Genomic DNA, 12,206 nt, shown 5'->3' with positions numbered 1-12,206 from the left:
CGCTTGTGGCTTAAAGCTTCAATCAGCTGTCGAGCGCCTTGTACTTCTCGCGCAGGTGGTTACGAATCCACACCGCCGACAGGTTGAGGGTGGCGATCACCAGCACCAGCAGCAGCGCGGTGGCGTAGACCAGCGGCCGCGCGGCTTCGACGTTCGGGCTCTGGAAACCGACGTCATAGATATGGAAGCCCAGGTGCATGATCTTCTGGTCCAGGTGCAGGTACGGGTAGTTGCCGTCCAGGGGCAGCGATGGCGCCAGCTTCACCACACCCACCAGCATCAGCGGCGCCACCTCACCGGCGGCGCGGGCCACGGCCAGGATCATGCCGGTCATCATGGCCGGGCTGGCCATCGGCAGGACGATCTTCCACAGGGTTTCTGCTTTGGTCGCCCCCAGGGCCAGGGAGCCCTCGCGCACGGTCCGCGGAATCCGCGCCAGGCCTTCCTCAGTGGCCACGATCACCACCGGCACGGCCAGCAGCGCCAGGGTCAGCGAAGCCCACAGCAGGCCCGGCGTACCGAGGGTTGGCGCTGGCAGCGCCTCGGGGAAGAACAGGCGGTCGATCGAGCCGCCCAGCACGTAGACGAAGAAGCCCAGGCCGAATACGCCGTAGACGATCGCCGGCACGCCGGCCAGGTTGTTCACCGCGATACGGATCAGCCGCGTCACCGGGCCTTGCCTGGCGTATTCGCGCAGGTAGACCGCAGCCAGCACGCCAAACGGCGTGACGATCACGGCCATGATCAGGGTCATCATCACGGTACCGAAGATGGCCGGGAAGATACCACCCTCGGTGTTGGCCTCACGCGGGTCGTCGCTGAGGAACTCCCAGACCTTGGCGAAGTAGGTGCCCATCTTGCCAAGGGCTGACATGCCGTTCGGCTGAATGGCGTGCACCACCTTGCTCAGGTTGATCTCCACTTCACGGCCATTGCCATCACGGGCGACCAGGCTGTCGCGGGCGAAGGCCTGGTGCAGGCCCATCAGGCGCTCCTCGATGGCCTTGTAGCGGCTGTTCAGCTCGGCGCGTTCGGCGTCCATGTCGGCCTGGGCGGCGGCGTCCAGCTGGCCGCTCAGTTCAAGCTTGCGGCCATGCAGGCGCAGGCGCTCGAGCCCATGGTTGATGGCACCGATGTCCTTCTTCTCGAGGGCTTGCAGTTCGCTGTTGAGCTGGTTGGCGCGCTTGAGACGGGCTTGCAGTTCGTTCCAGGCCGCCGGGCCCTGGGCAACCACGCGGCCCTCTTCCTTGACGCTGACCAGGTAGCCGTAAAAGTTGCCCCACTCGCGGCGCTCCAGGGCGATCAGGTCGGCCGGGCGCTGCTCGTCGACCAGCCAGTCGCCGACCACCCAGGTGAAGTCGCTGCCGTTGAGGTCGCGGTTGCCCACCTTGACCAACTCGCGGGTCATGAACTCCGGGCCGTCGTCCGGCACCGGCAGGCCAGCACCCTTGAGGCGGGCACGCGGCACTTCTTCTTTCTGCACCACTTCGCCGATAACGATGTGGTCGGCCTGGCCAGGCACCTTGTAGGTGGCCTGGATCAGGTCGGCCGGCCAGAAGTGGCCCAAGCCGCGCACGGCGATCACCGCCAGCAGGCCAACGGTCATGATCACCGCCATGGCCACCGCGCCACCGCTGATCCAGACGCCTGGAGCGCCGCTCTTGAACCAGCCTTTGAGGGAATCCTTTTTCACGGATCTCTACCTTTCTATCAAAGCGACGAGTATTTCTTGCGCAGGCGCTGGCGAATCAGCTCGGCCAAGGTGTTCATCACGAAGGTGAACATCAGCAGCACGAGTGCGGCGAGGAACAGCACACGGTAGTGGCTGCCACCGACTTCCGATTCAGGCATTTCCACCGCCACGTTGGCGGCCAGGGTGCGCATGCCTTCGAACAGGTTCAGCTCCATCACCGGGGTGTTGCCGGTGGCCATCAGCACGATCATGGTCTCGCCCACCGCACGGCCCATGCCGATCATCAGCGCCGAGAAGATGCCCGGGCTGGCGGTGAGGATGACCACACGGGTCAGGGTCTGCCACGGCGTCGCACCCAAGGCCAGGGAGCCCAGGGTCAGGCTGCGCGGCACGCTGAACACGGCGTCTTCGGCGATCGAATAGATGTTCGGGATGACCGCGAAGCCCATGGCAATACCGACTACCAGGGCGTTGCGCTGGTCGTAGCGCAGGCCGAGCGTGTGCTCGATCCACAGACGCATGTCACCGCCGAAGAACCAGCTTTCAAGGTACGGGCTGACCGACAGGGCGAACCAGCCGATCGCCAGGATCACCGGGATCAGGATCGCCGCTTCCCAGCCATCCGGGATGCGCAGGCGGATCGACTCCGGCAGGCGGCTCCAGGAGAAGCCCGCCAGCAGGATGCCGACAGGCATGATCAGGAACAGGCTGAACACGCCTGGCAAGTGGCCTTCCAGGTACGGTGCGAGGAACAGGCCGGCGAAGAAGCCGAGGATTACCGTTGGCATCGCCTCCATCAGTTCGATCACCGGCTTGACCTTGCGGCGCATGCCTGGGGCCATGAAGTAGGCGGTGTAGATGGCGGCGGCAATGGCCAGCGGTGCCGCCAGGATCATCGCGTAGAACGCGGCCTTGAGGGTCCCGTAGGTCAGTGGCGCGAGGCTCAGCTTGGGCTCGAAGTCGGTGTTCGATGCCGTCGACTGCCACACATACTTGGGCTCGTCGTAGTTTTCGTACCAGACCTTGCCCCACAGCGCACTGAAGGATATTTCCGGGTGCGGGTTGCGCAAGCTCAGCGGCAGCAGCTTGCCGCCTTCTTCGATGATGATGCGGTTGGCGCGTGGCGACAGGGCCAGGATGCCTGGGCCTTCGGCAGCCTGCTCGACCAGCAGGGTACGGTGCGCGGTGCTGTGGAACACGCCAAGCTTGCCTTCGCTGTCCAGGGCGATGAAGCCCTTGCGGCGCTCTTCGGCATCGACCTGGACAATCGGGGCCTTGCCCATCTGGAAGGTACGGATCTGCTTCAAGCGTTGCTCGCCGTCCGGGTCGCGGGCCATGAACCACTGGGCCAGGCCGCCTTTGGAGTCACCGATGATCAGCGAGATGCCGCCAACCAGCTGGGCAGAGGCGGTGATTTCGGTGTCGGCATTTTCGGCAAGCTTGTAGCGGCCGTTGAGGCTCTTGTCGCGCAGGCTGAACACGTCGGCGGTGGCGCGGCCGTTGATGACGTACAGCCACTGCTGGCGCGGGTCGATGAAGATGTTCTTCACCGCTTCGGTCATCTGCGGCAGTTCGATGCGACTCTGCTCGGTGCTGGTCTCGCCGGTCAGCATGTTTTCGCTACGCGTCAGCTCGACCACTTGCAGGTGCGCGCCGGTCGAGCCTGCCAGCACCAGGGTTTCGCCGTTGACGTTGACGCTCACGTGCTCAAGCGCGCGGCCCTGCTCGTCGAGCACGAACGGCTGTTCGCCATACGGGTAGTCGATGCCGGGGGTGATGGTCTTCTTGTTGTCCGGGTAGGTAATCTTGTAGGTGTGGTGGAACACCAGCGCCTGGCCATTGGACAAACCGAGCACGACCAGCGGGCTGCCCGGCTGGTCGGTACCGATCGAGCTGACCTGGGTGCCGGCCGGCACTGGCAGGTCGACTCGCTTGAGTTCCTTGCCGCTCTTGGTGTCGAAGAACAGGGCCTGCCCCTTGTCCGAAACACGCATGCCGACCAGGTTCTGTTCTTCAAGGGCGATCATCAGTGGCTTGCCGGCATCCTGTTGCAGCCAGGTCGGCTCCAGTGCCTTCTTGCTTGTCAGCTCGGCGCCCTGGAACAGTGGCAGCACCACATAAGCCAGGTAGAAGAAGATCAGGGTAATGGCGGCCAATACGGCAAGCCCGCCCACCAGTACATACCAGCGGGTCAGGCGATCCTTGAGCGCGCGCATCCGGCGCTTGCGTTGCAACTCAGGCGTATTGAAGTCAATCCGCACGGGCGGGGAATTTGGGGTCATTGTGGAATTGGCCAGATCATTCATGCGCACACCCTAGCGGTCCCGTATGACAAAAACATGACAGACAGTTGACGCAAAAAAGCCCGCCGCTCAGGAACCCTGGCACCGGACTGGAAAGTCTTGGAAGAGGCCGGGCATCAGCACCGGCCTCACCCTCAGTTACTTACTTCTTTGCAACGTTACCAGCGTGGGACAGGCCCAGGTCAGCCAGGGTCTTGTCGACCACCTTGGCCGGCAGCGGGATGTAACCATCCTTCACCACGACCTGCTGGCCAGCTTGCGACAGCACCAGCTTGACGAACTCGGCTTCCAGCGGGGCCAGAGGCTTGTTCGGCGCCTTGTTGACGTAGACGTACAGGAAGCGCGACAGCGGGTAGCTGCCGTTCAGGGCATTGGCTTCGTTGTCTTCAACGAACTCGCCGCCTTCTTTCTTGGCCAGGGCCACGGTCTTGACGCTGGCGGTCTTGTAACCGATGCCCGAGTAGCCGATGCCGTTCAGCGAGGAGCTGATCGACTGCACGACCGAAGCCGAGCCAGGTTGTTCGTTGACGCTAGGCTTGAAGTCGCCTTTGCACAGGGCTTCTTCCTTGAAATAGCCGTAGGTGCCCGATACCGAGTTGCGACCGAACAGCTGCACCGGCTTGTTGGCCAGGTCACCGGTCACGCCCAGGTCGCCCCAGGTCTTGACCTCAGCTTTGGCGCCGCACAGACGGGTGGACGAGAAGATCGCGTCGACCTGGGCCATGGTCAGGCCTTTGATCGGGTTGTCCTTGTGCACGAACACGGCCAGGGCGTCGACGGCGACCGGGATGGCGGTCGGCTTGTAGCCGTACTTCTGCTCGAAGGCCTGCAGCTCGACGTCCTTCATCTTGCGGCTCATCGGGCCGAGGTTGGCGGTGCCTTCGGTCAGCGCGGGTGGCGCGGTGGAGGAGCCGGCAGCCTGAATCTGGATGTTTACGTTCGGATATTCCTTCTTGTAGGCCTCGGCCCACAGAGTCATCAGGTTCGCGAGGGTGTCGGAACCGACGCTGGAGAGGTTGCCCGAAACACCGGTGGTCTTGGTGTAGGTCGGGATTGCAGGGTCGACAGCGGCTACCGCGTTGGCGGTGGCAACGCCAGCGGCGGCAAAGGTGATGGCCGCCATCAAACGCTTCAGTTTCATGCCTTGCTCCTAGCAGGAATATTGGGGTTGGATGGAACGGGGCCAAGTATCTGCAGGCCGCATGAATACGATATGACTCAATTGTGACAAATGGATGAAAGGCCATCATCACCTTTCAAGCCTCACTTTTTTTGTGGGCGCGGCCTTGTGTCGCAAAAGGGCCGCGAAAGCGGCCCCAGGGATATCAGCGCAAATGCGTAAATCGATGGGGCCGCTTCGCGGCCCTTTCGCGACACAAGGCCGCTCCCACCGTGACCGTAACCTCCATCAGATCAACGTCTATTGGCAAGCAGATAGAGGCCCACGCAAAGACCTACGGCGCACAGGCCTGCCACATAGTAGGCCGGTGCCATCGGGCTGACCTTGAGCAGCGCCGTCACCACCATCGGCGTCAGACCGCCGAAGATGGCGTAAGCGACGTTGTAGGAGAACGACAGCCCACTGAAGCGCACCACCGGCGGGAACGCCTTGACCATTACGTAGGGCACCGCGCCGATCACGCCTACGCACAACCCGGTCACCGCATACAGCGGGAACAGCAGTTCAGGATGGCTCGGCAGGCTGTGATAGAAGGTCCAGGAGCTGGCCAGCAGCAGCAGGCTGCCGATCACGAATACCCGGCCCGCACCAAAGCGGTCGGCCAGGCTGCCAGCGCCGATGCAGCCGAAGCTGAGCAGCACGATGGCCAGGCTGTTGGCCTTGAGCGAGTCGGTGGGGCTGACGTGGTAGATGCTCTGCAACAGCGCCGGGGTCATCAGGATCACCACCACGATGCCCGCCGAGAGCATCCAGGTCAGCAGCATCGACAGGATGATCGGGCCACGGTGGTCGCGCAGCACCGCCCGCAACGGCAGCTCTTCGGCCAAGGCCTTGCGCTGCTGCATCTCGGCGAACACCGGGGTTTCATGCAGCCAGCGGCGCAGGTACACCGAGAACAGGCCGAACACGCCGCCGAGCAGGAACGGAATACGCCAGGCGTAGTCAGCCACTTCTTCAGCGCTATAGAGGGTGTTGATCAGCGTGGCCACCAGCGAGCCGAGCAGGATGCCCGCTGTCAGGCCGGCAGTCAGGGTGCCGCAGGCGTAGCCGGTGTTGCGCGCCGGCACGTGCTCGGAGACGAACACCCAGGCGCCCGGTACTTCACCCCCGATGGCCGCGCCCTGGATCACCCGCATCAGCAGCAACAGGATCGGCGCCCACAGGCCGACCTGTGCATACGTCGGCAGCAGGCCCATGATCAGGGTCGGCAGGGCCATCATGAAAATGCTCAGGGTGAACATCTTCTTGCGCCCGAGCAGGTCGCCAAAGTGGGCCATGACGATGCCACCCAGCGGCCGCGCCAGATAGCCGGCGGCGAAGATGCCGAAGGTCTGCATCAGGCGTAGCCATTCGGGCATGTCGGCGGGGAAGAACAGCTTGCCGACCACCGTGGCGAAGAACACGAAGATGATGAAGTCGTAGAACTCCAGAGCTCCGCCCAGGGCGGACAGTGAGAGGGTCTTGTAGTCACTGCGGGTCAGCGGCCGCGAAGGCTGATCGATACTGCTCGGCACGGAGGTCATTGCTCATCGTTCTCTTGTAGGGCATGCAGGCCGCTTGGTACGCGGCTTCTGGATTGGGGCGAGGAGCGAAGATAGCAAATTGCCGAGCTGCGCTGAAAGCGATACAAAATCCATACAGATATTCATGAATGTGCGGTCGTCGCCTGGCGATCGGCTATATATACTGGCCGCTCGTAGGAAAAGATTGCTTCAAGCGTGGGAATTTGTGCGAAAACGCCGGTCTTGATGTCAGACGGTTTCGCAGAGTTTCCCTATGGCCGCCCTGCGAAACGGAATCGGCGTAGTATGTTGTCAGCTGAATCGTTTCCCGGCTTTGCGCTACACCAACGAAAGCGTCACGGGTCAGAGGCCCCATCGCATGATCGAGCTCGAACAAGAAGATCCTATCCCGCAAGGCGACCTGGCCTTGCAGATCACCGCGCTTCCGCGTGAAACCAATGGCTTTGGCGACATCTTTGGCGGCTGGCTGGTTGCGCAAATGGACCTGGCCGGCACTGCCATGGCTAGCCGCGTAGCCGGTGGCCGGGTGGCCACCGTATCCATCGACCGCATGGCATTCCTGGTGCCGGTGGCCGTGGGCGCGCAGCTGTCGTTCTACACCCAGACCCTGGAAATCGGCCGCAGCTCGATCCGCATGATGGTCGAGGTGTGGAGCGACGACCCGCTGTCCAGCGAATGGCGGAAGGTGACTGAAGCGACGTTCGTGTTCGTCGCCATCGACGGCAGCGGTCGAACCCGCTCGGTGCCTCGTCGCTGAGCCTCGCGAGCGGTAAACTCATTGCACGTCACCGGGTCCAAGGGCCCACAGGCAATCAATGAGACGAGCGCAATGGCTACCTTCAAGGTCGAATCCGAGCAACACGGCGAACTCAACTGCTGGCGCATCAGCAGCGAACGCGCCGAACTACTGATCGCCCAGCAGGGCGCGCAGATCCTCAGCTACCAGCGTGTTGGAGAGCCACCGTTGTTGTGGCTGAGCGACCAGGCCATCTTCCGCCAGGGCAAATCGGTGCGCGCCGGCGTGCCAGTGTGCTGGCCGTGGTTTGGCAACCTGCAGCGCAATCCCGCATCAGTGCAGGCCATGTACCGTGGCGAGCAGGCGCCCGCTCACGGCTTGGCGCGCACACGTGACTGGCAGTTGATGGGCGTCGAGGTAAAAGACGATGCCCTGCATATCGAATTCGAGCTGCCGCAGGCCCAGGGCGATCTGCCGGGCTGGCCGCATGATGTCGAGCTGAAGCTGCAGATCGTACTCGGCGAGGCGCTCACTGTTTCTTTGAACAGCCGTAACATGGGCAACAGCCCCGTGACCATCAGCCAGGCCCTGCACAGCTACTTTGCCGTCAGCGACGTGCGCCAGGTACGGGTCGAAGGGGTGGAGGGGCTGCAGTACATCGAGACCCTGGCCGACTGGGAACAGCGAAAGCAGCAGAGTGCGCTGGACTTTGGCGGGGAAACCGACCGGATCTACCTGGATACGCCGCAAACGCTGAGCATTGTCGATCCACACTGGGAGCGGCGAATCAACTTGACCTGCAGTGGGTCGCGCTCGGCGGTGATCTGGAACCCGTGGACCGAGCGGGCCAAGGAGTTGGCGGACATGGCCGATGATGGCTGGCAGCGGATGCTGTGCATCGAGACGGCGAATGTCTGGGACGATGTGGTGGAACTTCAGCCTGGCGCCAGACGGTCGTTGCAGGTCAGGATTGGCAGCGCCGGGATCTGACACCTGCATTAACTTCTTCGCGGGCTCGCCCGCTCCCACAGGATTTCCACAACCCTCGAAGTTTGTGAGGTACCTGTGGCGGGCAAGCCCGCGAAGAGGTCGGCACAGGAGAGGTCAGAGGTCGGCGTCCTCCACCACCCTCACCTGCCCCGCATCCAGCGCATACGCCGCATCGGCCAAGTCATTGCTGACCTTCTCCACCTTCAGCTTGCCGCTCACCCAAAGCGGCATGTAGATGTCATCGATCTTCAAGCCTTTCGGATACCGCACCAGCACCAGCTGGTTGGGCGGTGGTGGCGGCACGTGGATGCAGGCGCCCGGGTAAGGCACGAGGAAGAACAAGGTACTGTTGCCCTTGGCATCGCTTTCCAGCGGCACCGGGTAGCCGCCCAGGCGAATTTCCTTGCCGTTCATGGCTGCCACGGTCTTGGTCGAATACATCACTGCCGGCAGGCCTGCGCTCTGCTTGAGGCCGCCCTTGGCGGTAAAGGTGCCATTGGCTTCCGGCGAGTTGTGGTCGATTTCGGGCATCGCTTCGAGCGCCTTCTGGTCCGACTTGGGCATCAATTCCAGCCAGTCGGTTTCGGGCAGTTCGGCATGGGCCAAGGTACTGGCCAGGAGCAAGGGGATGAGAAAAAAGGCACGCATGAAAATGCTCGGCAACTCGGGATGAATTGCCGGGCATTCTAACCACTATTCAGCGCTTCTTGATGAATCCGTAGATCACCAGAAGCACGACGGCACCGACCAGCGCACCAATGAATCCTGCGGCCTGGCCTGCCTGGTAGATCCCCAGCGCCTGGCCGCCATAGGTGGCGAGCAAGGAGCCTGCGATACCCAGCAGGATGGTCATGATCCAGCCCATGCTGTCGTCGCCCGGCTTGATGAAGCGGGCCAGCAGGCCGACGATGAGGCCGATGAAGATGGTTCCAATGATGCCCATGGCAGTCCCTCTGATATGAAGATGGAGCAAGCCAAAGCCTAGACAGCGCTTTGGCTTGTTGCCATTTTCAGAGGGCAGCCCGCGGGCAGAAGTTCGATCAGTTGCTGATCAAAGCCTCTACATCGGCGATCTTGGCTTTCAGGGTAGCCATGTCGCGGCAGCGCAGGGTGGCATGGCCAACCTTGCGCCCGACCTTGAAGGCCTTGCCGTAGTGGTGAAGGTGGCAGTCGTCGATGGCCACGACCTTGTCCACCGCCGGTACTTCGCCGATGAAGTTGAGCATGGCGCTCTCGCCGACCTTGGCGGTGGAGCCCAGCGGCAAGCCGGCCACGGCACGCAGGTGGTTCTCGAACTGGCTGCACTCGGCGCCTTCGATGGTCCAGTGCCCGGAGTTGTGCACTCGCGGGGCGATTTCGTTGGCTTTGAGGCCACCGTCGACTTCAAAGAACTCGAACGCCATCACGCCGACATAATCGAGCTGCTTGAGCACACGGCCAACGTAGTCTTCGGCCAACCCCTGCAGCGGGTGCGCCTCACTGGCCACGGACAGCTTGAGGATGCCGCTCTCGTGGGTGTTGTGCACCAGCGGGTAAAAGCGGGTTTCGCCATCGCGGGCTCGCACGGCGACCAGCGATACTTCGCCAGTGAACGGTACGAAACCTTCCAGCAGGCAAGGCACGCTACCCAGCTCGGCGAAGGTGCCGACCACATCTTCAGCCGTGCGCAGCACCTTCTGGCCCTTGCCGTCGTAGCCCAGGGTGCGGGTCTTCAGCACAGCCGGCAGGCCGATGCTGGCAACCGCCGCCTCGAGGTCTGCCTGCGAGAGGATGTCGGCGAAGGCCGGGGTCGGGATACCCAGGTCGCGGAACATGCTCTTCTCGAACAGGCGATCGCGGGCGATGCGCAGGGCTTCGGCACTCGGGTAGACCGGGACGAACTGCGACAGGAAAGCCACGGTCTCGGCCGGCACGCTTTCGAACTCGAACGTTACCAGGTCGACTTCGTCGGCCAGCTGGCGCAGGTGGCTCTGGTCGCCGTAGTCGGCACGCAGGTGCTCGCCCAGCGGGGCTGCGCAGGCGTCTGGCGCCGGGTCGAGGAAGGCGAAGTTCATGCCCAGCGGGGTGCCCGCCAGGGCCAGCATGCGGCCCAGTTGGCCGCCACCGATTACACCGATCTTCATGGGTTCAGCCTCAAGCCTGGCGCGGGTCTGGATTGTCCAGCACGGTGTCGGTCTGCTCGGTGCGGAACTGCTTGAGCGCCGCGTGGTACTGCGGGTACTTGGCGCCCAGAATGCTCGCCGACAGCAGCGCGGCGTTGACGGCGCCAGCACGGCCGATGGCCAGGGTGGCAACCGGTACACCAGCAGGCATCTGCACGATCGACAGCAGCGAATCGACGCCCGACAGCATCGACGACTGGACTGGCACGCCCAACACCGGCAGGTGCGTCTTGGCGGCACACATGCCTGGCAGGTGCGCAGCGCCACCGGCACCGGCAATGATCACCTCGATGCCTCGCCCTTCGGCCTCGTCGGCATACTGGAACAGCAAGTCCGGGGTGCGGTGGGCGGAAACCACCTTCACTTCGTAGGGAATGCCGAGTTTTTCCAGCATATCGGCGGTGTGGCTAAGGGTGGACCAATCGGACTTGGAGCCCATGATCACGCCAACCAGTGCACTCATCGTCGAGCCTCTTCGCTTGTGCGCCCTTGGGCGCGTCAAAAAACAACAAGCCACGCGGGACGACCGGCGTGGCTTGTTTGCTGATCAGCAACCGGACGCATCCGGTCGAAAGGCCGCGCAGTATACCGTAACCCATGGCCTTGCAGGCACCCCTGGCGACCAACTGTCGCCCTTATTTTTCGGGGCTTTGGCTGACTTTCGGGTCAACCGTCACACCACCTTCCAGCTTGCGCCACAGCAGGCGCACGTTGGCCTTGCGTACCAGTGCGCAGCGGTACAGGCGAATCTCCAGCGGTACGTGCCATTGGCTGCCACCGCAAATGGCCAGCTCGCCCCGCTCCAGCTCCCCGCGCATCGACAGATGAGGCACCCAGGCGATACCCATGCCCTCCAGTGCCATGCTCTTGAGGCTGTCGGCCATGGCTGTTTCATAAACAGTGGTGTAGCGCAGGTTGCGCTGGCGCAGCAACAAGTTGACTGAGCGGCCCAGGAAGGCACCGGCACTGTAGGCCAGCAATGGCACGCTGGCGTCGCCTTCGAGGTCGAACAGCGGCTTGCCGTCGGCACCCACAGCGCACACCGGGAGCATTTCGGTATTGCCCATATGCAATGACGGGAAGATCTCGGCATCCATCTGCAGGGCGGCGTCGGGGTCATAGAACGCCAGCATCAGGTCGCATCCGCCCTCCCTCAATGCATGCACCGCGTCCCCGACGTTAGTCGCAACCAGGCGAGTGGCAATGTTCAGACCATCGTTGCGCAATTGGGCCACCCAGCGCGGGAAAAAGCCCGAGGCCAGGGAATGCGCAGCAGCCACCTGGATCACTTCACCCTGGCCACCTTCGAGGTGATGCAAATGGCGGAGAACTTCGCTCAACTGGTCGACAACAGTACGTGCAGTGACGAGAAACAGTTGCCCTGCCTCGGTCAGCTCGATGGGCGTGCGGGAACGATTCACCAGCGTCAGTCCCAGCGCTGCCTCCAGGCTGCGTATACGCCGGCTGAAGGCGGGTTGGGTGACGAAACGCCGCTCGGCCGCCTGGGAAAAACTGCGGGTGGAGGCCAGGGCGCTGAAGTCTTCCAGCCACTTGCTTTCGAGGTTCATGAAGCAGATCTCCCGGCGCGCACCAAAATGGAACACGCTCGTATGTCAATT

At 62.9% G+C, this 12,206-nt stretch carries 11 protein-coding genes; 2 read left to right on the top strand and 9 right to left on the bottom strand.

The annotated features are described in order from the left end of the window. Window positions 1-22: 22 nt before the first annotated feature. The 4 genes from pstA to ACIPW4_RS00925 form a co-directional block, all read right to left on the bottom strand. Window positions 23-1,693: a phosphate ABC transporter permease PstA gene (gene pstA, locus ACIPW4_RS00940; RefSeq protein WP_400654059.1), complete on the bottom strand. Its 1,671-nt coding sequence runs from the start codon at window positions 1,691-1,693 to the stop codon at window positions 23-25. Between the two features lie 17 nt (window positions 1,694-1,710). Then, window positions 1,711-3,999: an ABC transporter permease subunit gene (locus ACIPW4_RS00935; RefSeq protein WP_400654057.1), complete on the bottom strand. Its 2,289-nt coding sequence runs from the start codon at window positions 3,997-3,999 to the stop codon at window positions 1,711-1,713. A gap of 139 nt (window positions 4,000-4,138) precedes the next feature. After that, window positions 4,139-5,137, bottom strand: a complete 999-nt coding sequence (locus tag ACIPW4_RS00930; RefSeq protein ID WP_400654055.1) for a phosphate ABC transporter substrate-binding protein PstS — start codon at window positions 5,135-5,137, stop codon at window positions 4,139-4,141. Window positions 5,138-5,409: 272 nt separating this feature from the next. Beyond that, window positions 5,410-6,699, bottom strand: coding sequence for an MFS transporter (locus ACIPW4_RS00925; RefSeq protein WP_400654054.1), 1,290 nt, complete (start codon window positions 6,697-6,699; stop codon window positions 5,410-5,412). A gap of 358 nt (window positions 6,700-7,057) precedes the next feature. On the opposite strand from ACIPW4_RS00925, the gene ACIPW4_RS00920 reads away from it, so the two are divergent. Both ACIPW4_RS00920 and ACIPW4_RS00915 read left to right on the top strand, forming a co-directional pair. Then, window positions 7,058-7,456, top strand: coding sequence for an acyl-CoA thioesterase (locus tag ACIPW4_RS00920; protein WP_027917060.1), 399 nt, complete (start codon window positions 7,058-7,060; stop codon window positions 7,454-7,456). Window positions 7,457-7,528: 72 nt separating this feature from the next. Continuing rightward, a complete protein-coding gene (locus tag ACIPW4_RS00915) occupies window positions 7,529-8,425 on the top strand; it encodes a D-hexose-6-phosphate mutarotase (RefSeq protein ID WP_400654053.1) in 897 nt (298 codons plus the stop codon). A 114-nt stretch (window positions 8,426-8,539) separates the two neighbouring features. Here the strand turns inward: ACIPW4_RS00915 and ACIPW4_RS00910 are convergent, their stop codons facing one another. The 5 genes from ACIPW4_RS00910 to ACIPW4_RS00890 all read right to left on the bottom strand — a co-directional run bounded on the left by ACIPW4_RS00910 (window position 8,540) and on the right by ACIPW4_RS00890 (window position 12,155). Beyond that, entirely contained in the window at window positions 8,540-9,073 is a 534-nt protein-coding gene (locus ACIPW4_RS00910; protein ID WP_400654052.1) for a DUF3299 domain-containing protein, read from the bottom strand. 49 nt (window positions 9,074-9,122) lie between these two features. After that, on the bottom strand, window positions 9,123-9,368 hold the full coding sequence (locus tag ACIPW4_RS00905) for a GlsB/YeaQ/YmgE family stress response membrane protein (RefSeq protein ID WP_400654050.1): 246 nt from the start codon (window positions 9,366-9,368) through the stop codon (window positions 9,123-9,125). Window positions 9,369-9,465: 97 nt separating this feature from the next. Beyond that, entirely contained in the window at window positions 9,466-10,548 is a 1,083-nt protein-coding gene (locus ACIPW4_RS00900; protein WP_400654049.1) for a 5-(carboxyamino)imidazole ribonucleotide synthase, read from the bottom strand. A 10-nt stretch (window positions 10,549-10,558) separates the two neighbouring features. Beyond that, a complete protein-coding gene (gene purE / locus ACIPW4_RS00895) occupies window positions 10,559-11,050 on the bottom strand; it encodes a 5-(carboxyamino)imidazole ribonucleotide mutase (protein WP_400654047.1) in 492 nt (163 codons plus the stop codon). Window positions 11,051-11,222: 172 nt separating this feature from the next. Continuing rightward, window positions 11,223-12,155, bottom strand: a complete 933-nt coding sequence (locus ACIPW4_RS00890; protein WP_400654045.1) for a LysR substrate-binding domain-containing protein — start codon at window positions 12,153-12,155, stop codon at window positions 11,223-11,225. Window positions 12,156-12,206: the final 51 nt, after the last annotated feature.

The sequence above is a fragment of the Pseudomonas sp. NPDC089996 genome (assembly GCF_044748405.1).
Taxonomy (GTDB): domain Bacteria; phylum Pseudomonadota; class Gammaproteobacteria; order Pseudomonadales; family Pseudomonadaceae; genus Aquipseudomonas.
The sequence above is the reverse complement of the archived record's forward strand: the minus strand, read 5'-3'. Positions and strand labels throughout refer to the sequence as shown.